The sequence below is a fragment of the Burkholderia sp. BCC0405 genome, assembly GCF_902833075.1.
Classification (GTDB): Bacteria; Pseudomonadota; Gammaproteobacteria; order Burkholderiales; family Burkholderiaceae; genus Burkholderia.
The window spans coordinates 624,913-646,544 of sequence record NZ_CADFEO010000001.1 but is presented as its reverse complement, the minus strand read 5'-3'; the positions used below and the strand labels follow the sequence as shown (position 1 = coordinate 646,544).

At 58.2% G+C, this 21,632-nt stretch carries 16 protein-coding genes and 2 pseudogenes; 9 read left to right on the top strand and 9 right to left on the bottom strand.

Translation table 11 applies throughout. The features are described 5' to 3' along the window. Positions 1-56 precede the first annotated feature (56 nt). From HWX36_RS02850 to HWX36_RS02825, 6 genes are all read left to right on the top strand, one after another. Positions 57-536, top strand: coding sequence for a hypothetical protein (locus HWX36_RS02850; RefSeq protein ID WP_175950753.1), 480 nt, complete (start codon positions 57-59; stop codon positions 534-536). A gap of 944 nt (positions 537-1,480) precedes the next feature. Next, the gene (locus HWX36_RS02845; RefSeq protein WP_244136303.1) at positions 1,481-3,880 is read left to right on the top strand and encodes an autotransporter outer membrane beta-barrel domain-containing protein; all 2,400 of its coding nucleotides are present in this window, start codon (positions 1,481-1,483) and stop codon (positions 3,878-3,880) included. 1,031 nt (positions 3,881-4,911) lie between these two features. After that, a complete protein-coding gene (locus tag HWX36_RS02840) occupies positions 4,912-5,529 on the top strand; it encodes a response regulator transcription factor (RefSeq protein ID WP_175950751.1) in 618 nt (205 codons plus the stop codon). Positions 5,530-5,638: 109 nt separating this feature from the next. Beyond that, a complete protein-coding gene (locus HWX36_RS02835) occupies positions 5,639-5,848 on the top strand; it encodes a hypothetical protein (protein ID WP_175950750.1) in 210 nt (69 codons plus the stop codon). Then, positions 5,845-5,994 carry a hypothetical protein gene (locus tag HWX36_RS02830; protein WP_175950749.1) on the top strand — a complete coding sequence of 50 codons (150 nt, stop codon included), beginning with the start codon at positions 5,845-5,847 and terminating at the stop codon, positions 5,992-5,994. The genes HWX36_RS02835 and HWX36_RS02830 overlap by 4 nt, the downstream gene beginning before the upstream one ends. Before the next feature lie 273 nt (positions 5,995-6,267). Then, complete coding sequence (locus HWX36_RS02825; RefSeq protein ID WP_175950748.1) at positions 6,268-6,735, top strand: DUF4019 domain-containing protein; 468 nt, start codon at positions 6,268-6,270, stop codon at positions 6,733-6,735. 135 nt (positions 6,736-6,870) lie between these two features. Here HWX36_RS02825 and HWX36_RS02820 read toward each other — a convergent pair whose 3' ends face one another. From HWX36_RS02820 to HWX36_RS02800, 5 genes and pseudogenes are all read right to left on the bottom strand, one after another. After that, on the bottom strand, positions 6,871-8,889 hold the full coding sequence (locus HWX36_RS02820) for a methyltransferase domain-containing protein (RefSeq protein WP_175950747.1): 2,019 nt from the start codon (positions 8,887-8,889) through the stop codon (positions 6,871-6,873). An 87-nt stretch (positions 8,890-8,976) separates the two neighbouring features. Continuing rightward, the gene (locus HWX36_RS02815; protein ID WP_244136302.1) at positions 8,977-10,377 is read right to left on the bottom strand and encodes a hypothetical protein; all 1,401 of its coding nucleotides are present in this window, start codon (positions 10,375-10,377) and stop codon (positions 8,977-8,979) included. 8 nt (positions 10,378-10,385) lie between these two features. Beyond that, complete coding sequence (locus tag HWX36_RS02810) at positions 10,386-11,267, bottom strand: DUF5672 family protein (protein ID WP_175950746.1); 882 nt, start codon at positions 11,265-11,267, stop codon at positions 10,386-10,388. Between the two features lie 442 nt (positions 11,268-11,709). Then, positions 11,710-12,333, bottom strand: coding sequence for a recombinase family protein (locus HWX36_RS02805; protein ID WP_347879202.1), 624 nt, complete (start codon positions 12,331-12,333; stop codon positions 11,710-11,712). Positions 12,334-13,445: 1,112 nt separating this feature from the next. After that, positions 13,446-13,611: pseudogene (locus HWX36_RS02800) on the bottom strand (IS5/IS1182 family transposase); the annotation flags it as partial. A gap of 928 nt (positions 13,612-14,539) precedes the next feature. Here HWX36_RS02800 and HWX36_RS02790 point away from each other — a divergent pair. Both HWX36_RS02790 and HWX36_RS02785 read left to right on the top strand, forming a co-directional pair. Then, positions 14,540-14,725: a hypothetical protein gene (locus HWX36_RS02790; RefSeq protein WP_175950744.1), complete on the top strand. Its 186-nt coding sequence runs from the start codon at positions 14,540-14,542 to the stop codon at positions 14,723-14,725. 125 nt (positions 14,726-14,850) lie between these two features. Continuing rightward, positions 14,851-15,096 carry a hypothetical protein gene (locus tag HWX36_RS02785; RefSeq protein WP_175950743.1) on the top strand — a complete coding sequence of 82 codons (246 nt, stop codon included), beginning with the start codon at positions 14,851-14,853 and terminating at the stop codon, positions 15,094-15,096. A 643-nt stretch (positions 15,097-15,739) separates the two neighbouring features. Here the strand turns inward: HWX36_RS02785 and HWX36_RS02780 are convergent. The 4 genes from HWX36_RS02780 to HWX36_RS02770 all read right to left on the bottom strand — a co-directional run bounded on the left by HWX36_RS02780 (position 15,740) and on the right by HWX36_RS02770 (position 17,525). Beyond that, entirely contained in the window at positions 15,740-16,213 is a 474-nt protein-coding gene (locus HWX36_RS02780) for a hypothetical protein (protein ID WP_175950742.1), read from the bottom strand. 336 nt (positions 16,214-16,549) lie between these two features. Then, a complete protein-coding gene (locus HWX36_RS02775; RefSeq protein ID WP_175950741.1) occupies positions 16,550-16,777 on the bottom strand; it encodes a hypothetical protein in 228 nt (75 codons plus the stop codon). A 168-nt stretch (positions 16,778-16,945) separates the two neighbouring features. Then, positions 16,946-17,077: a hypothetical protein gene (locus tag HWX36_RS37560; protein WP_279613372.1), complete on the bottom strand. Its 132-nt coding sequence runs from the start codon at positions 17,075-17,077 to the stop codon at positions 16,946-16,948. A 31-nt stretch (positions 17,078-17,108) separates the two neighbouring features. Continuing rightward, positions 17,109-17,525, bottom strand: coding sequence for a hypothetical protein (locus HWX36_RS02770; protein ID WP_175950740.1), 417 nt, complete (start codon positions 17,523-17,525; stop codon positions 17,109-17,111). Positions 17,526-19,051: 1,526 nt separating this feature from the next. Between HWX36_RS02770 and katG the strand changes: the two are divergent. Further along, positions 19,052-21,589, top strand: a pseudogene (gene katG, locus HWX36_RS02765) (catalase/peroxidase HPI); the annotation flags it as partial. Between the last annotated feature and the right edge of the window lie 43 nt (positions 21,590-21,632).

Genomic DNA, 21,632 nt, shown 5'->3' with positions numbered 1-21,632 from the left:
GATCGTCCGCAACGCACAAGCTCGATGCACGTGCAAGAACGTGCTGAGCCGTGTCGTTGTGGACATCGCTTCGGGATTTTGAGAAACCCGCGAAGCTCAAGGATGTCTTCAACGTCCAGAAAGAAGGTGGAAATAAGGAGCCAATCATGACGGTGGAGATAACATCGACCGGCACCGTACTGTTGCAGTTAGTCGGTGAATACAGTGCAGAAGAATTAACTGCGCTTATCCACGAATTGGGTGAGGCGCGTGCCCGAATCGCGCCTAACCCGAGCACGTTCGTTGAAACACGAATGCCAGTCGCCCTCTGGCCACACTGGCATACACAGCTTGCGCCGCAGCGCGAGCAAGACACACTGATCGCGTTCAACCATCCGAACTTCGGTTGGCTAGGGTTCGTGTTGCCGGCACAGCAGCGCGTTCAGTTAGCGGGCGCCCTGATCGCGCAGCAAGTTGTGAACATGCCACCTGATCAGGGCGTTGTTTCCGCAACGGATCTGCAGACGACTGCCGGATCCGGTGGATCTGTGCATTGACGATGTTGACCTTGACACTGTGCAACGAGCAGCCTGCTGAATAGTAAGGAGTGTGGAGTAGCGTTAAATGAAGTAGAAAGTAGATCTCAGAATATAGGCAACACACACAAGATTAGATTGTAAAAAATGTTTAGGAATCCAACATGAATAGGGTTTTCAGAGTCGTTTGGAATAATGCTGTCGGGCAGTTTGTGGTGGCATCGGAAGTCGCGCGTGCACGGGGGAAGGCTGGACGCAGCGGGACCGTTCGGGGTGGTGCTGTATCGACGGAGGGGATGTTCGACACCGGTTGTCGTGCCGATGGATTCGATTGGTTTGACCGGCTTCCCCGGTTCAATGGTGTCTGGCTCACCAGAACCTCGATCGCTGCGCTGATTCTGGGCTTGACTTCCCCCGTATGGGCTGACGGTACGGGTGGTTCTCCCGTGAGTAAGGCCGTAGGTGGTGGTGGCGGTGGCGGTGGCGTCAATGGCCTGGGTGGTGTTGCTCCGAATCCCGACTCAAGTGGCGCGAGCGGTGCTGCCAATGGTGATGGTGGTGTGGGGGGTACCAGTTTGAACGGTGCGTCAGGTGGGATGGGTGGGGTCGCGGGAACGGCTGCTATACCGCAGGGGGGGAATGGAGGCGCTGGGCAGGCGAGTCCCAGCGGTGGGGCAGGCACGGGTGGCGGTGGCGGCGGTGGCGGTGGCGACGGATTTGTTGGCACAACGCTTACCGGCGTATCCGGGGCTATCACGGGTGGGAATGGTGGGGATGGTGGTCGTGGTGGATCAGGTGCGACCTCCGACGGTGGTGCCGGCGGTGGCGGTGGCGCCGGTGTCGTCCTGAGCGGTAGCGGTAGCACGACGAGCGTCGCAAATATAACGGGTGGGGCAGGCGGGAATTCCGGTACGGCCACTTTCGGTGGCGGTGGTGCGTCGGGAGGCGCAGGCGGTTCAGGCCTCGTGGATACAGGTATTACCTTCACCAATGGATTTGCCATCACCGGCGGAGCGGGTGGGAGTGGTAGTGCCAATGGAAGCGGTAACCGATCGGGCGATGGCGGTGCCGGTGGCGCAGGCGTGACGGGGTCGTCGTTCAGTTTGGTGAATAGCGGCACCATCCAGGGGGGCGATGGCGGCGCAGCGGGCGGGACCGGGTCTGCTCCGGGTGTGGGCGGCGCAGGTGTCATCGGTTCCGATCTCACGATCGTCAATTCCGGCACGATCGCGGGCGGGTTGTCCAGCGATGGCGCTACGCGTGCCAACGCCATTGCGTTTACCGGTGGTCAAAACAGTCTCGAACTGGACGCTGGCTATAGCGTGACCGGCGTGGTAAGCAATGCCCCCGGCGCGAGCGCAACGAACACGCTGATTCTGGGCGGCAATACGACGCCTGCCGATGCTTTCGACGTTTCACAGATTGCGCCTGCCGGTAGCACGACGCAGCAGTTTCAGGATTTTACGGCGTTCCAGAAAAGTGGTTCCAGCACCTGGACGCTGACCGGTACGACGAGTGCCGTGACGCCTTGGACGATTGAGGGCGGGACGCTGCAGGTTTCGGAGGACGACAATCTGGGTGCCGCTACCGGAGCACTCACCTTCAATGGCGGAGCGTTGAACACGACCAGTTCGTTCACCACGGAGCGTGCCATCCTCCTTGATGCAGGGGGCGGTACGCTCGATGTCGATTCGTCCACGACGCTGACCACGAATGGTGTGATCAGCGGTAGTGGCGCTCTCAATAAGGCGGGGGCGGGCACGCTCGTTCTGATGACGCCTGCTACGTATACCGGCGACACGACGGTCGCAGCGGGTGTGCTGCAAGCAGGTGCTGCGAATGTGTTGAGCCCGGTTTCGGCGACCACGGTGGCCAGCAACGCAACGCTGGATCTGAACGGCTTTAATCAAACGCTGTCCAGCCTGAACAATGCCGGGACCGTCAAGTTGGGGACGGCTGCTACGGTCGGTACCGCGCTGACCGTGCAGGGGAACTACGTGGGCAACAACGGCCAGGTCGTGCTCAATACGGTGCTGGGCGGTGACAGTTCGGCGACCGACAAGCTGGTGATCGACGGGGGGCACGCATCGGGTTCCTCGGCACTGGTGATTCACAATGCCGGCGGCAGCGGAGCGCAGACGACGCAGGGCATTCGCGTCGTGGAGACGATCAATGGCGGCACCACGGATCCGACGGCGTTCAGCTTGTCGAACGCGTCGGATGGCTACCGTACGGGCGTGGGTACGATTGTAGCGGGCGCCTACGATTACAGTCTGACCCGCGGCGGTGTGGATGGCGTGGCCAACGATTGGTACCTGACTTCGGTCGGCAATCAGTGCTCGAACAATAGCGCGCTGTGTCCGACCCAAACCCCGAGTGCAACCCTGCCGCTTCCGACTGCGGTCCAGCCGCTTGTGCGGCCGGAGGTGGGGGCGTACCTGAACAACCGGTTGTTCGCGCAGACGATGCAGTTCCACACGTTGCATGACCGGCAAAGTGAGACGTCTGGAACGGTGTCTCAGGATCCGAGCCAGGCTCACGATAACAGTGCGTGGGTGAGAGTGGTCGGCAAGACGAGCTCGCGCACGGGTGCGAATGGTATGGACCTGGCGGACACCGACTACATGGTGCATGTGGGCGGCGATGTGTGGCGCACGAGCGATGGCCGCGATGGCAGCGTGCGCCTTGGCGTGATGGGGGCTTATGGTTCAAGCGGCAATCGCGCGAGCAACGGTGTCTTGGGCGCACGTGGCACGGTGGATGGCTATAACGCTGGGCTTTACGGTACGTGGTACGGCAACAAGGACATTTTGACGGGCCCGTACGTGGATAGCTGGATGATGGCTGGGATCTTCCAGAACAAGGTCAGCGGTCAGGGGTTACCGAGCGAGACATACAACTCGCGCAATCTGGCCGCGTCAGTGGAAGCGGGATATTCGTTCCCGGTGCACGACGATGGTAAGGCGCGTCTGTTCGTCGTGCCGCAGGCACAGGTGATTGTGTCGAATTACCATGCCAACACGCACACTGAACAGAATGGCACGGTGGTATCGGGGCAGTCCGGTACAAGCGTGACCACGCGAGTGGGTGTGCGGTTGTCCGGGGAGGTGAAGGATGACGCAGGTGTGAGGCAGGTGCGTCCGTTTGCGGAGGCGAATTGGTGGCACGGCCCGGCCTCGCAGTCGATCAGCTTCGATGGAGTGGCAATCCGGGATGCACTCCCTGCGAACCGGTTCGAGGGGAAGTTCGGTGTGCAGGGCAACGTGACAAAGGCACTGAGCCTTTGGGGCACGGTGGGCTTCGAAGTCGGGGGGCAGGGGTACGTCGCTGGCCAGGCACAGGCAGGGATGAAGTACGCTTGGTAAGCACTCCTTCTAGATTGCTTCGCTATTCGAGGCCTACGTTCTTCAAGGGTTAGATGGCGAAAACTCCGAGTCGTCTCTGGTCGCATACGTGAACCGGGAGGGCGATGCAGTCGCCGAAGTCGGCGGCAGCATCGCTCACACATGGTTATGTTTCCTACGGCTGCCGGTGACGCTCGGGCTTAAACCGCAACTGCCTGCTTTTTTATTGGCTGAATGTGAGTCTTGCGCCGAATACCGCGCTTGGCATTTCATCACCCTGGCGTTCGACCGCCTCGATTTCCGTGGTGACTCGGGATGTGTATTTGAAGGAATGGGATCGTTCGAATTGATTTGCATCCGTCGCGAGCACGGCGAAACGTGCGTACCGGTGGAGATGACGCTCGATTCCTTGCTGCTTGAAGAAGCGACTCGGCATGACTGGACGCCCATTCGCTCGCGTGTAGGTTGTGTAGCGACAACGTGGAGAAATACGTACAGGTCACGATAGATCACGACTATGAGTGCGATTTATCGAAATTCATCGGATAGCCAGCTTGACATCGTAGTCGGATGAGTCGGCTCCAGATGGTTGGGCTCGCTTCAAGACATTAATTTGTCGATTGCGGACGTCGAATGGCGAGCGTGTCAAGAGATATTCAGAATCGGTGCCACATGACTGGTGCAAGTGAACTGTACGTCGAGTTGAATCGTGAATGGATGGATTCAATACCCCAGAAAATTCTCTTCGAAACACAGGAATTCTGACACTGGGCAAACCTAATCGGGGCGGGAGCCACTACCAGGGGGCTGACTGGAAAGAGTCGCAAATTTTCATTTGAAACGACTGCGATAGAACGGGGGATGTAGGGCGGCGGTCTGACTTGGCACGAGTGATATATAGGCCGTACGCACGTGAGGTAGGAGGTTGATAGGTTCGGTGCGAATCTGTTTTAATTGGTGCTGAAATGAAAAATTGTGTATATATTATAGGGGATCGACATCAAATCCGTCAGAAAATAATAAAAAATCTTAATGGTGGTGGATTTGATGTCATGGTTTCGCGCTACGGCTCGAATGATTTCAATGGTTTGGGCTATGAAGCTGCGCATGTTGTAATCTTGAATAGCGATTTTCCGGATCGACGAGGTCTGGCGCAGCTTCCGCGTGTTCGACAGATGACTTCCGCCGCGGTAGTGGTTATGGCATCGTATCGCAGTGTAAAAGACGAATGTTTGGCCCTGTCGATGGGGGCCGATGAATATCTGTATGTAGACGTGGACGAGTCGATCTTGATTGAGCGTATCAAGGCATGCTTGCGTAGACAGAAAATTCTCAGTACGCAAGCGCGGCATGAGACGAAGCACGGCAGTTTTATGTCGAATCTTTTCGAGATCGACGATGTCGCTCGAAAGGTGCATTTTTCAGATGGTACTGTCAAGCATCTGACAACGGCTGAATTTGATGTGCTGATGATACTGGTCAAGCGTTGTGGGTTGACGGTCGGCCGGGAAGAATTGATGTACCGCGTGTTCGGACGAGAGTTAATTCCAGGGGACAGAGCGGTCGATGGTCTGATTTGTAAGCTGAAAAAGAAGCTTTATCAAAATCTGAAGGGCAAGTTTTATATCCATGCGGTGCGCGGGAAGGGATATATGTTTGTCAAGATATAGGGTGCTCTCTCGCGGTTGCGACGTTTATGGGGTCCCCGCAGCCAGATGTGAAACAAGTCTCGCTTTGGGTCTCGGGAGCACTGACGTTATAGAGGAACGTGGAAGGAAGATGAACGTCAGTGAAGCTGCCTCGGGCGGCACCCGTCAGCAACATCTTCCCGTCGGCATCTCGCTGGGTGAGCGGCACTGCGAGGCGATCTGGGAGACCGGCGTTCGTCGCAATCAGGCTCAAGGGTTCGGATGGCGTGGGTCCGGCCTATTTCCTGAGCGGCTTCGACGCGAACGCGTCGCCGAGCTCGCGGGCTGCTACCGCTCTTGAAGCCCAGCGATGCCACCCGCGAGCTCGGCGACGTGATCGACATCGAGCGCATGATGTCCCTGATGTTGCTCGACGAGGCGCGCGTATCATTCGTTGGTGGCTGGCGCGCAGCGATCAGTCCGACAAGCCGCGCCGGCGCGCGATGATGCTCGAGCAGAACGTCTGCGTAGTGAAGACGAGCATCACCCCGACGCGCGTGAGCGAGAGAGTGCATTGCGCGCGGCTGGATTCGGTGAGGTCGTGTGGTGCCGCCCACGTGGAACTGAGCACGATGTCAACCTGAGCTAATACCGTGAGTACTCGAATCACGTGCTCTCGTCGGTCAGCATCTACAATTTTGCCAACGTCGCGGCATATTCAGACGCGATTGCGGCCCTTAATCGCGACGCGTAATGCGTTGCTTTCTCCAGGAACCCGACATGAATAAACTCCCGACCCTCGCCCGCGTAAAATGGCTGCTCGGCTGCGCGGTCGTCTCGATTGCGATCGGCGCGCAAGCGCAATCCGCCGGCGAGTCGGCCGACGAGCTTCTCCACGACTCGAGCGTAGTGCTCAAGCAGCTCGACGCAGGGCAGTACGGCGCGGTGTGGAACGACGCGGCCCCGTTCGTGAAGGCGCGCATCAAGCAGGACCAGTTTGCGGCAGACATGCAGCAAGCGCGCCAGTCGGTCGGTGCGGTCGACCATCGCGGTTGGGCGCAGATCACACGTATTCTCTACAAGAACGCATCGACGACGCCTGACGGACTTTATGCGAATGTTGATTATGCAACAACGCTGAAAAGCGGCGTTGTTGTGTTCGAGAAGCTGAGCTTCAGCCTTGGCGACGACGGCCGTTGGCATCTGACTGGCTACGTGCCGCGCCAGTCGCAAAACTTTGCGCCCTGAGCCGCGCACTGTCACGGGGGCGCTACGGAGCGAGTTCAGGGGCGGTATGTCGGCGCCAGCTGTATCGGGGCAAGAACGCGATTTGAGTGTTTCAGGTCGGCACGCTCGGTTCTTCGTGAACGGAGCGTGCATGACCTAGATTCCGATGTCAATCTGGTTACTGATCAGATGATCGACCAGGAACCTGTTGCGCAGGATGTCCAGCCACGAGAAATTGCAGGCGTCGGCTCTTTTGCGGAAAACAAAGGGCTTGCCGAATGGCATTTTGTTGACGCCAACAAAATCAAAGTTTCGGGTAAGCAGAAACGGCAGTGTTCCGGAGTAGCGTTCATTGGAATAGAGGTGAGTAGGCCAGCGATCCTCAATTCCATTGAAGCAGTCGGATATGAACAACAGCCCTCCGTTGCCAAGATAGCCTGCGATCGCGTCGGCAAACTTGTTCGGCTCAGGCACATGCTCAATGACCTCTAGACAGACGACAGCATCATAAGTCGTCTCGACCTCGCTCACGATTCGGATATCGATATCGGCGTTTTCACGGCGAACTGCATCGAAGTTCAGGCGCGCGATGTCGGACATAGCCGAGCGTTCGACATCCATGTAGTCGACGTCGAAGCCGCATCTGGCCAATCGAAGGGCGTCAATCCCTAATCCGTCACCCAGTGCCAGAATTCGTGGGGACCTTCCCAGGTCACGTCGCATTTCCTCCAGCGCGCACACGATGAACGCGACCATGTGTAGCCGCGCAGGATCGTCAAAGGTCGAGGCCAGTTCAATCGCCAATCCGAGTCCGTTCCGGTAGAGAGATCCCATCTGAGGAGACGTGCAAAACGCCACGGCATCGAATCTCGTCAGGTCTGCTGTCACCGCTCTCCCGGGATTTGCCTTTTCCTCGAGGATGAGTTCGTTCACCCGGGCGGCGTTCCAGGACATGCCCTGTTTCATCGCGACCGTTGAAATATTGTCCGCTAAGTCGTCAACGCCAACGGGGGGATGAACAAGCGTCGCAACACAATCCACAAGACAATCGAGCCGAGTCGGCTCCGTAGGCGGTCGCCAGGTTGACCGGATGTGCTCTAGCATCTGATCAATTTCCCCGGATATTCGATCTCTGGTTTTTCGCTCCGACAGGGACTGGTACAGTGCTGCTGCCTGGTTGACGTGATCGCCATAGCGGGCGAACACGCGTTCCACCTTGCGCACGCATTCATCCAGATTCCCGTAGTCGTAAAGGAGTTCCTCGGGCAGAAGTTCTTGTGGTCCACCCGAGCGCGTGGAGATGACCGGTACCGCCCGCCGGAGCGACTCCGGAATGACCAGTCCATACGGTTCTGAGCCGGCGCACAAAAGTGTCGCCACGCGTCTGTCTTGGTTTGCCGCGTAGGGATCGGGCACATGGTCCAACATGCGCCAGTTTATCCTGCGTTTCAGCAGGGCTCGTTCAAGCCGGCTTGAGGCTAAGTGTTTCCGGCCAATGATGTCCAGCCTGACGTCGTAGCCGCGCAGCCTCAGTGCCTCAACAAGTGGCACCGCGAACTGAGGATTCTTGCGCAAAGATTGTACGCCGATGACTTGCAGCACACATTCGGCATCCTGGCGAAAAACGCGCCGGACTGGCTCCAACGCGTAGTCGTAAGGCTCAAGCACCGTCAGCGGATGACGCTTGAAGCCTGGAAACTGACCCGCCACGAAACGCGAGCAGGATACTACCCCGGCCGAACACGCGTCGATCATCTCGAGATAGGACTTGTTCGGGATCGCGGTCGGCCGCAGTTCATCCTCCTCATCGAGGTATTCGTGTGCATAAAAGACATGCGGAATATCCATGAGGCTCGAGATGATCGCTCCGTGGAGAATGGCGATCGTATTGGATATGGCGATATCGAACTGGCCGCGTGTCAGGATCGCCGCGATGTTCTTGAAATCGATTGTGGCGTAATGAAGGAGTCCACTGGAAAAATCCGGGAGCGACCACGGAACCCCCAGGACGTGACAGGGAATGCCCAGTGATTGATAGTGGGCCACTTCGCCGTGCTCTGCCGACGGAAGAACGATCTCAACGTGATGCCGTCCAATCAGTAACCCGACCAGGTAGCGCAACGCGTTCTCGGCACCGCCAGGTGCGCCGCTGTGCGCAAAAATAAGAATGTTCATGAGCGTCCAATCGGGTGTGCAACGTGGCTGACGTGGCTTCGATGCGAGCGACAACGGGTCAGGATGGCTGCGCTGTGTACGCTCGTTTCAATGAGAGGCCAGCCACACGGCTGCGTCCCGCATGACGGCATCCCAGTTGCCTTCCTGTACTTGTCGCAGTACGGTCACACCTTCAATCCAACGGGCCGTCGTCCCTTGGCCACTCCAGCGCCAGTCTCCAGAGGTGCTGACGAGTACACACGTTGGCCGCCCCATCATTGCCGAGAGGTTGGCAACCGCGGAGTCCACCGAGACCACCGCATCGAGCTGTCCGATGCAGGCTGCGGTATCGTCGAAGCTCCAGATTTCCGGCTGATAGCGACTGATATTGCCAGCCGGCGTGCCGGCCTCGGCTTCGACAAGCGGATGATGCAGGTTCACGAAATGGACCTGCTCGGTCAAGGTAGGATCCGTCACGAGCCCGTTGACCATTGCCAGTGGTACGCTGCGGCGCGTCGCCCAGCAACGCATTGCGCTGCCCAGATCCGGGGTGTGACGCTGATTGCAGTCCCAGAACAGACCCACCAGCTTCTTGCCCGGATACTGAGCACGCAGGCGTCGCGCCCACGCTGCTGCAGCCCGCTCTTTGACACGTGGGGCACGCTGGTACGGGCGAAAGCGGTATCCGGGCTCCACGGCCTTCAGCAACGGCAAGTGCAGTAGTGTTGCGTACAGGTGTGGCGCGAATGCCTCCACACGTAAGCGCATGTCATCGACCGGCGCGACGCGCAAATGCAGTGGGCGTGGCGCAGCCACGACTTCGCAGTCGGGCAACGACGCCTGCATGAGCGCTTGAATTTGCAGATCGCAGGTAAGCATCACTTTTGCGCCGGCGGCAAGCCAGTCAGCCAGGCAGGCGTTTAGCATGAATTGGTCGCCCAATCCGAGCTGATGCGTCACGAGCACGCGCTGACCGCGCAGGTCAGTTTGGCCGGTCCACAACGGAACGTCGCTGGGACAGTAGGTGCCGGTCGAAGCAGCGTCTTCGTTGCGCATCAGCCAGTGAGCAAAGCCTTGCCCGTCGCCGGCCTTGAGCAATGCTTCTCCGTACAGGTGCGCGGCGCGCGCGGCCCAAGGCGCATGGGCAGCCAACGCCGTGCGTCTCGCGTTTTCCAGCAGCGGGATCGCTTGGGCGAAATCCCCAGCCATCATGAGGCTGTAACCGAGCTGCAGAGGATAGAACCCCGGTGCATACGGCAGCGACGACTCGCGCTGCCACGTGACGGCCGCCTCGGCATGCTGTCCCAAAAGATCCAGAGCAGTCGCGCGCATCGTCACAAAATTGGGATCATGCGGGCTGAGCGCTAATGCTCGATCCGCCCATACAAGCAGTTCGTCCTCGCGCTTGAGTGCAATGAGCGTTTCACAGATTTCGCGAATGGTCACCAAATCGCGTGGGTCATGCATAAGACGCGTTTGCGCGGTGTGAAGCTGTCGTTCCAGTTCCATGATGGCCGTCACCCGCAGAATCCTTCATTTTCAGTACTGTTCACCACGCTCTCACAGGTCTCGACGCACTGCAGGACGGCTTCATGAGGTACGCCGGTCGCCACCAAGTTTTGCACGAACTGCTGCGCACTCCAGATTTGCCTGTAGCGTTGATACATCACTTTCACGCAGTCGAATTTTCGAAGCTCACAATATGCGATGAGCAACTGAATGACCTCGCTGGAGGTGAAGGTGCGAATCTCAAGTGCCCGGACGATGTTCATCATCGTATTGTCTTCGACATGCCGCCACATGTTGAACGGGCCGTGAAATCCGAACGTCGGACTGTCGGGGCGGCCACGCTCGTATGCGAAACGGTTTGCGACCTCGGTGGGCGCAAAGCGGATGCCATACTCTGTCTCGAGCAACGGCCGGTACAAACGGCAGATCAGATCGTCCTCATTTACGCCGGGAAGCAGTCGAAACCGTGCGTCAGAAAGCGCGTGCAGCAGCTTCGCCGAGCGCAACGAAAATCCACCGTTGCCGACATTCATGCCATCCTGGTGGAATGGCCAACTCGCGCCGATATAGTCGTAGTCGAAAAACGTGCTGTTCCATGCGGCTGCGTCAAGGACATAGCCGTCCCACTGGACGACGAGCACCCATGGCGTGGTCACATGGTCCACGAGATGTTTGACCATGAAGGTAGAGTAATCCTCCTTGGACTGCAGACGGGGAATCAGCAGGGTGCGGGCACGAGTGGGCACCGTCTCATGAGTAAAGAGGATTGCGTCAGCGAATTGGCACTGGGCTGTCGAGATTTCCAGCGCGCGCGCTGCGAGCGCTGGATGGATCGAGTCGGCCACACAGAGCGTCACGTTACGCAGGTCCACGGCCGGGCTTCTGTTCATTCAATTTATCCTGTCCCGGTTTTCAAGTTCAGCGACCGCATTGCCAACCACCGTGGCCATGATGTGGAGTTGAAAACCGTTCGTTCTTCCGATCAAGTGAATACGTTCCGGATCGGAGGGACGTCTACAAAAAGCGCCTCGACTCGAGGCCAACATTATACGTCCAGCGAGGATAACTGGACGCGACGGAAGGCAACGGACATCATGGATACCTTACGACTCTCCCGAGAGAATACGTGTTGAGAAATGTGGCGATCTGGCATGTCGATTTTCGGCCGAACCACATGCGATGCGGGGTCGAGTTCATAAGCTTCAGGCGCTCGAGCTCAAGCGCCCGCGACGCGAGTCTCTCCGCCGATCAGTAACAAGAGCGTTGCCATCAGACAGCAACGCTTTTAAGGTATCCATGTCGTCGGGCAGGCGCGGGTTTGACTGCTGCTTATCAAATTTCCGTGTCCCGCGTCAAATTGTCAACCTCATCAAACGACTCGCCCTCAGACTGTGCCGCTTCATGGCGCCGTAGGTGCCGTCGCAGCGTGGTGCTGCTGACATGGAATAAATGCGCAACGGTGCTGAGCGATTCTGTCTGCAGTAGTTCGCGTGCCTGCACGAGTTGGATTGTGGTGAGCGCGGCAGGTCGACCGAGCGTGCGGCCACGTTGTTTCGCCACCGCCAGACCTGCGCGCGTGCGCTCGGCGATCAACGCCCGCTCGAACTCCGCCAACGCGGCAATCATGTGGAAGCTGAACCGTCCGGTGGGTGACGTCGTGTCGATGTGCTCCATCAACGATACAAACTGGATGTTGTTGGCGCTGAGCTCATTTACCCGGTTCACGAGATCGAGTAGCGAGCGACTGAGTCGGTCGACTCGCCATACCACAAATGCATCGCCAGCTTTCAGCGCACGTAGCGCTTCCTGTAGTCCCGGGCGGTCCACGCTAGCGCCTGATATGCCTTGATCTTGAAAGATCAGGTCGCAGTTATGTCGGGTCAACGCCTCAAGCTGTAGGTCAAGGTGTTGTTCGTCTGTCGATACGCGCGCATAACCAATACGCATGATGATCATGAGCCTCGGTGAAGTGTGAGGCGCGCAAGGGCGCCTCCACGGCCTTCTGCTGGACTGGACGGAACCCGTGTCGAGCACGACATCAAATCTCGCGACAATAGGGAAGCTGCCGCAAGTGGTCGACTTTCGGGTAAACCGCAGTTCTGTTCCGTTGCTTCGTCGAGGTGCTAGGGAAAAACGTCGGGTACACAACGTCCATCCCGGCAGATCGCGGCAAGTCAGCAGATTGTTATTTATCTCGTAAGCGTGGCTAATCGCAAGCTGACTTGAGTCTGACGGTTACCGCCTTTCAGATCGCTTCAACTTGACCGTCAGCCGTTGTGCGGGCGCTCATATCTTCGTCCCGATGGCACGCTGGGAAACCGAAGAGCCGGTGCGAACCGCTCTTGCGAAAAAACGACGACATGTAACGATTTCCATCACAATCGAAAATCGGCCCTGTGGCCGGTAATGCCTAAAAGTATAGGCGGGCGCGCAAGCTACTTTATTTGACACGTATCTCGGCTTCACTGATACCTCTCCAATCCGACGCGCTAGCAAATAATCTGATTTATCAGGTGGTGTGGCCTATGTAACCTGATCCACTGCGCCGAGTCAATTCAGACAATATAGTTTTGGACTTTACGCAATGAAAGTAAAAAAACTCTTGACTATCTGGATCTATTTTTGCCTGACACGAGGATTCCATATTACTGGTTATTACTACCTCGCGGTAACTACGTATTGCATCGCCGCCATCAACACGCTACAGAAGTCACTAACCTGCATTTCAGCGATAGGCTCGATTCCGGGTAATCCCCCAGATAGTTAGGCGGATCAGAGGTAGAATTTTCTCGTTGAACAAGTCCTACTGAACGAAGCAGTCGGTATTCATCGATCGCCAGATCACGGACGCGATCAAGCACATGGAAACGGGGGTTGACGGTAACGGACCCAAGTACCTGAGCGCGACGATCTTCACGGGGGCCGACACCCGCTTAGCCGGACCGACGAACGGCTGCGCAAGCTCCTGTCACGGCGGGCGCCCAGGTTTCATATTCGATTGAGTGTCGTCCAGGACAGCCGAGTGCATGCGGAATTGGCGTGTGTCTTGAACATCTCGAGAGCCCGCTTCATAAAGACTGGTCGGGCCGCCGAAGGGTATGCCAGTCGATCAGGCAGCAATCGCGTTTGAGAAGCGCACCATGAAAATCGGCACGGCGCTCGAAACGAGGGCGCAGACGATGAAGGTGATGCAATCCAGGCATGCCTGCGTTCGATGTCCCGGCGATATTTGCCCCCATTTCATTTCGCTCCAAGAACGCGAAGCGATGATGAGTCGACGGCGGCTCGTGAAAAGTCGATCGGGGCTGCTGCGCGAGTCACCGTTCGCGCAACGCGGCGTCACACCCCGGCCGCTCGGGTTCTTCGCGGGCCGCAGCTTGTGTGACGGTGATAACGGCTTGACCAGTACCCGCAATTCATTATCGATGATCCGTCTTGCTATCTTCGCAGCTTGGTTGATCCTCACTGCCCGCCGCGAAAACTCACAGTCCGACTTGACCTCTTTGAAATCATCTCCTGGGATAGGGGGCGGCCGCCTGAGAGGTTCGCGACCGATAACCGGAATTCTTCGCGTCGCGCTGACAGCGATTCGGGTCATGCTGCACGAACCGCGGCCCCATTCATCCTGCATTTTTATCTAAAAATACGTGCCTTGTTGGGTTTGCGTGGGCGGCGGTTCCGGATTTCGTCCACTCGCTCCTTGGACCTGGATAGCGACGCGACTAGCGCGGTCGACTCATAGGCCTTTGCCGTGGGCCACTCACGTATCAGGGCACTTTCAATCGATGTCCAGCTGTCACTTCGAACCCACTCCCGAAACTGCCTCCAGCAAGTGTTTCCTGAAACGCCATAGCGTCGTGTAGGCAGCGCTCTCCATGGGATCTCCTCAACTAAGCATGCGAGAATTCCAGATAACACTGCACGTTGATCGGCTCTTGGGCGCCCACGTCGACGAGTATTGACGGCAGGAATCAAATTGCTGATTTTCCCCCAAACCCGATCATTAATGTACATAGTGCCACTCGTCGTTTGAATTTCTTCCGGAGATCTTCTTGAATCGATATCTTCGGTTTATTGCAGTTTCGCTGGTCTCTGCTTTGCGCGAAAAGAGCGAGTCAAATATGACTCAACGCGCTGAGGATCCCTTCATTTGGATTTGAAGGTGAACAGGAAGTTCGTCGTGGATCCAGCGCGCATGGGGGATGCCTTGCTTCGGTCGATGGAAGAAAACACGCAAGGTCAAACTTTCCTCGTTGTGGAAAGCCTTGGGGTTTTCTCTGACAATTCTCCTGATTTCGCTATCAAATTCTCCATCTTTGAGATTGTCGCTTACCAAGTCAATTATTAGCGTCCGATATTCATGAGGTAGAAGTATGCACATTTTCAAAAAATCCCTTGCTCGCGTGACGAAAGATAGCTAGCGCCGAAATGGGTTTTAGGGTGTCCTTTTGGGAAAAATCAACGTAATATCACATGATTTTCATCAATGCTACATTCTTGCGTCGTGCGGATATGTTGAAATTTGTTTGGATTGATTGCCCTGTTGCGGTGCTGACGCCTGAGACTTTTCGGCAAGCAATTCCGCCTCCTGACTCTTATGAAATCAGATTTCAGGTTGCGCAATCATGCTCGAAGATTGCATGGTTTTCTGCGATGAAGCAAAAAAACACCCGCAACAACAAAAGTTGCCGCGGGCAAAAAGGAGCGCCAAGTACCTGAGAAATACTTGCATCGAAGACCGAAGAGGAGGACAGCCTTCGACGACATCATTTTGCCGTAGAAAACGCGTATGGGTTATCCCAATCCAATCGAATGACAAACTTTAACAAAGCGCTCGCGAGTGACGCATCGACAAGACTCGGCGCGTCGTCAATGGGTGACACGACAGAGCAGACAATCAGTGATGCGGCGTGAGTGGCAAAAGAAAAAGGCCCGCAGCACCGAGGAGTGCCGCAGGCGTAAAGGAGACAAGTAAATAAAAGTCACTTGTGTCAAAGGGCGAGGGACCCTTTAACCCTTTAATTTTGCAATAGACAAAATGTGTTTGGGTTGATCTGATGACAAAATTCAACAATAAACACGACTGTCCGTGACGTGAACAGCGTAAATCACGTCATGGGTTGCTGGAGCGGCAATGAGCCTGTGTTGCGAAAGATCGTGACGCAGGCCTGGTCCGGCCGTGTGCCGTTAGCCACGCTGGCGTCTCTTCCTGCGCCGGCGTCGCATTGCACCAAGCGTTTCGGTCTCATTGCACAACGCGAGCAGTTCCGAGGCTCGCCTCGATTGGGGGGCTGAACATCCGGCACCTGTTCGATTCGACGAGACCGAACGTTCATTCGGCAGAACGAACGTCACCGACAGACTACTTCAACTGCTCCTGAACGGCATTCGTTACAAATTCGACCTCTGCCTCCTTTTCGGCTTCCGCGGGAAGCTGAAGTCGATTCACCATCAATCGGTCAAGCTTGTCCCATGCTTCGGCGAGTCGATAAACCGGTACTGCTTCCAGTTGTGCGTCATACAGCAGGATGATGCGTTCCAACGCTGCATAATCTTCGTCCGGCATCAACCATGTGCCGCCGCTCGCCGCTCGCTCGATACATTGGTCGAGCACGTGCTCGGCTCGTCGAAACTGCTCGATGTCCGCCCCCTCGGGTGTCAAGTCTCTGAGAAAACAGGCAACGTAGATCGTTTTAGCCAGATGGCCGATCTGGATAGGGCCCCCTTGTCCCCTGCGAATAGTCGCGAGGGCGATGTGCACATCCAGCGACAACGCTCGAACTTCGGCATTTTTCAGCGGCAGTAACTGCGCCTTCGTGTAGGGCTTGCGCTTCATGCGGGTATTTCGGGACATGTTTTCTATGGGATGGTGACGCCGTGCAGGGCTTGAACCTGCGATCGAAGCATGATGAAGGCCCTGTGCGAGCCAACGGATTCCAGGCACGACCAACATTCATATCTGCCCAGATATCGCTCAACATCGTCTCGCTCACTGCTACGGAGCGGCCGCCTTAGCGGTGTTGAAGGTTGGCACGTGTGTTGGCCGCCGGGCATCGCCTATTACGATCGCACGTGGACCGTTCAGATTGTGATTCGGCAGGATCGACTGCGGCGCGACGCTCTGTATATGGCCTTCGGTCACAGGGAGCTTGAACGGCACTGACGGTAATTCTCAGCCATCTTGCGTAGTCGGTGCCTGGCCGTACTGCTTCGCCGGCACTTCGAATGACTGACCCGCTTTCGGGTCAGCCTGTACGAATGCGGCCGCTACTGAACCCCTCGTCACGATCATTCGTGGGTTGACCTCGTCCTCGTCGAGAGGGGCGACAATTTCGTCGTAGTGCGTCTTCGTTGCGGCGGTCGTCACCGGGTCAGCACCGGCCTTTTGAAGCAGTTCCATCTCTGCATTGCGATTTCGCGATCTGCATATGGCCGTCTGCCCTTATGGCTTATTGCCGCCCTTCTCCACGGTTCACCGAACATGACCTAAGCAATTCCGCCGGCCGTACCTGTGGCGTATCCGGTTGTGCGGATGCCTGCGATAGGACATCAACTTCCGTTTGGGCAATCAGCGTCCCGTGACTGTCGTGACCGTATCGGTCGGCGATGTGGTTGATGGATGCGCTTGCGCCGTAATCGGCAGGGCCAGTTGCCACGCGACCGCCGTCGCGATCAGCATATGGTCGATTCTCGTTTGCATGTTTGAAAGCTTCCTTGAATATATATTGTGTTCAGCTGCTCGCCACAGAGGACTCTCGGACCTTAACCATCGCGTACATCGCCTTCACCAATATGGCGTCACCAACCGGCCACGATGACAGCTGCCTGCGATAACGTTTATCGATTTGAGACTCGCGCTTTGCGTCGTGCACGTGCACTACCTCGATGGTGAGATCTGACGACATCGCTTGCGCCGCGCTGACGAGTCGATACGCATTCGTGTGCGAGGGCTCGATGCGCTGGCTGTGATAAATAACATGGTCGTCCATCAGCCTTCGCATCGCGACTTTGACGCGCTCGGCTGAAACGTTCAGTGCCTCTGCAATAGACACAACCGTCCAGTGCTGGTTGTTGGACATCAGGCGGGCGATCTCTGCCGCCAGTAGTTCGGGTTTCGTTGACTGACTCATCAAAATACTGTCGTTCAATATCGAGCGCCGCCGACTGGCAGCTGCTCTGCAAAAAAAGGCGCAGCGGCCGAAGCCACTGCGCAAGGTGCCCGGCCCCGGGGAGATAGCCGGACACAGCACGATTGAATTCGCTTAAGAAGCCAGTTCAAAGACTCGAGCGCCAGTATTGAACGCTGCCTGACGCCGGTCTCGGCGACCAGGAGGCACTGTGTACCGCGTGTGCGCTACCCGCCCGATACGTCCAAATACACGGGCATCGCCCTGTTCAGCCCGGATAACGGCAACGTTGCGGTTGCGTCGAGCTTCGTGAACGGGCTGTGGGTCTCTTCGTTTGCCATGCCGCGCGCATCGTGTTCGCACTGAATCGAGGAAAGCGTGCGATATCTCGACGTCGAGTGCGGAACTACTTTGCGCGTCGTTCGTGATGAACTTGTGCAGCCAGATTCCACTGGCTCGCAGAATGACTACGTATTGAGGGGCGAGGCCCGTGCCGTTGATGATGCGATCCATTTCGCGACGCGACAGTATCGACACTCGTGATGTCGTTTGTACTGCGGCCAAAGAGGGTACTCCGGCCGAAGATGTGCGAGAACGTGTGACCGTATAGCACCACGGTTATGCCGACTGCTGATACTTCGAATCTGCGATCGTGAAGCCGAACGTACGGCATCCGAACGGAACAGCCAAGAAGCGTACCAACGCGTGACCGCCCAGATTGTCGACAAATGTCGCATTGAACGATTCTTGTAGATTGAGCAGATGTCGGTCTCAACGCTGGCCCTATTGCATAGACACTGGTTCGATACGCGTAGGATGGCACCATGGAAATGAATGTCGGCAGGCTGTTGCGAGCAGCGGCATTTTTGGAGATCGAACGCCTGCAGCGTGAGCTTGAAGAAGGCAACAATGGAGCGTGACATTCTAAAAGCGTCCTTGGTGACTTGCGACACTGCCCGCGGTCAAAGCTATAGCAGGACTGCCTCGGATATGTCACTAAAAATATCGAAAGCGTGCCTGAACGAGCAAGGTCGCCGCTCTGGGTGCGACGTATGATCAATCCGATCAAGCTACAAGGATTGTGAAAAAAACCATTTCTCGACAATTTAAGCGGAGACGAGTGGATAGGATCGGTTCGAATTTATTCCACAGCGTGGCTGTCGCAGATGGCCACGATCGGTGTCGGGATCGCGCGGGTGGTACATGCGCCGGGTCGTCGACTGCTAACAGCGGGGGGCAGTATGTTGTTATATGCGGGATATCTCGCAGGACGCAGGAGGACCAACCTGTTCCGTTTCCCATCCCCGCAATGACACTTCATCAACCGCGTCCGGCATGCCGCCGGAGCAAACCGGTGGAGTCATACGAGCAAGCCAAGGAGAAATCGCATGTCGAACGAAACGAAGTGCCCGTTCAACCACACCGCTGGTGGCGGCACGACGAACAAGGACTGGTGGCCGAATCAGCTGAACCTGAACATCCTCCACCGGCACTCCGCGCTGTCCGATCCGATGGACAAGGATTTCGACTACGCCGAGGCGTTCAAGAAGCTGGACCTTGCGGCGGTGAAGCAGGACCTGCATGCGCTGATGACGACGTCGCAGGACTGGTGGCCGGCCGACTTCGGCCACTACGGCGGCCTGTTCATCCGCATGGCATGGCATAGCGCCGGCACCTACCGCACGGCCGACGGCCGCGGCGGCGCGGGCGGCGGGCAGCAGCGCTTCGCGCCGCTCAACAGCTGGCCGGACAACGTGAGCCTCGACAAGGCGCGCCGGCTGCTGTGGCCGATCAAGCAGAAGTACGGCCGCAACATCTCGTGGGCCGACCTGCTGATCCTGACCGGCAACGTCGCGCTCGAATCGATGGGCTTCAAGACCTTCGGTTTCGGCGGCGGCCGCGTCGACACGTGGGAACCGGACGACGTGTACTGGGGCTCGGAAAAGATCTGGCTGGAACTGAGCGGCGGCCCGAACAGCCGCTACTCGGGCAAGCGCGAGCTCGAAAGCCCGCTCGCGGCCGTGCAGATGGGCCTCATCTACGTGAACCCGGAAGGCCCGGACGGCAACCCCGACCCGGTCGCCGCCGCGCACGACATCCGCGAGACGTTCGCGCGGATGGCGATGAACGATGAAGAGACGGTCGCGCTGATCGCGGGCGGCCACACGTTCGGCAAGACGCACGGCGCGGGCCCCGCGTCGCATGTCGGCCCCGAGCCGGAAGCCGCGGGCCTCGAGCAGCAGGGTCTCGGCTGGAAGAGCTCATTTGGCACGGGCAAGGGCAAGGACGCGATCACCAGCGGTCTCGAAGTCACGTGGACGACGACGCCGACGAAGTGGAACCACGACTTCTTCAAGCACCTGTTCGACTACGAGTGGGAGCTCACGAAGAGCCCGGCCGGCGCGCACCAGTGGGTCGCGAAGAATGCCGGCGAAGTGATTCCGGACGCGTTCGACGCGTCGAAGAAGCACCGCCCGACGATGCTGACGACCGACCTGTCGCTGCGCTTCGACCCGGCCTACGAAAAGATCTCGCGCCGCTTCTACCAGAACCCGGACCAGCTNGGCCCGGACGGCAACCCCGACCCGGTCGCCGCCGCGCACGACATCCGCGAGACGTTCGCGCGGATGGCGATGAACGATGAAGAGACGGTCGCGCTGATCGCGGGCGGCCACACGTTCGGCAAGACGCACGGCGCGGGCCCCGCGTCGCATGTCGGCCCCGAGCCGGAAGCCGCGGGCCTCGAGCAGCAGGGTCTCGGCTGGAAGAGCTCATTTGGCACGGGCAAGGGCAAGGACGCGATCACCAGCGGTCTCGAAGTCACGTGGACGACGACGCCGACGAAGTGGAACCACGACTTCTTCAAGCACCTGTTCGACTACGAGTGGGAGCTCACGAAGAGCCCGGCCGGCGCGCACCAGTGGGTCGCGAAGAATGCCGGCGAAGTGATTCCGGACGCGTTCGACGCATCGAAGAAGCACCGCCCGACGATGCTGACGACCGACCTGTCGCTGCGCTTCGACCCGGCCTACGAAAAGATCTCGCGCCGCTTCTACCAGAACCCGGACCAGCTCGCCGACGCGTTCGCGCGTGCGTGGTTCAAGCTCACGCACCGCGACATGGGCCCGCGCGCCCGCTATCTCGGCCCGGAAGTGCCGGCCGAGGAACTGCTGTGGCAGGACCCGATCCCGGCCGTCGACCACAAGCTGATCGACGACGCGGATGTCGCCGCGCTGAAGGCAAAGGTGCTCGCGTCGGGCCTCACGGTGTCGCAACTGGTGTCGACCGCATGGGCGTCGGCGGCGACGTTCCGCGGCTCGGACAAGCGCGGCGGTGCCAACGGTGCGCGCATCCGCCTCGCGCCGCAGAAGGACTGGGAAGTGAACCAGCCCGCGCAGCTCGCGAAGGTGCTCGACACGCTCGAAGGCATCCGCAAGGCGTTCAACGACGCGCAGACGGGCGGCAAGCGGGTGTCGCTGGCCGACCTGATCGTGCTGGCCGGTGCGGCTGGCGTCGAGCAGGCCGCGAAGCATGCGGGCGTGGCGGTGACGGTGCCGTTTGCACCGGGCCGGATGGATGCATCGCAGGAACAGACCGACGTCGACGCGATGGCCGTGCTTGAGCCGCTGGCGGACGGTTTCCGCAACTACCTGAAGAGCGCATACAAGACGCCGGCCGAAGCGCTGCTGGTCGACAAGGCCCAACTGCTGACGCTGAGCGCGCCGGAGATGACGGTGCTCGTGGGCGGCCTGCGGGTGCTCGGCGCGAACGTCGGCGGTGCGAAGCACGGCGTGTTCACCGACCGTCCGGAAACGCTGACGAACGACTTCTTCGTGAACCTGCTCGACATGGGTACGGAATGGCAGCCGGTGTCGGCCGCGAACGACGTGTTCGAAGGGCGCGATCGTGCGACGGGCCAGGTCAAGTGGACGGGCACGCGCGTCGACCTGATCTTCGGCTCGCATGCGCAACTGCGTGCGCTGGCCGAGGTGTACGGCAGCGCGGATGCGAAGGAGAAGTTCGCGCGCGATTTCGTCGCGGCCTGGAACAAGGTGATGAACCTCGATCGCTTCGATCTCGCGTAAGCGTCACCGGGCAGTCGTGCGGTGATGCAGTAACGGGAAACGG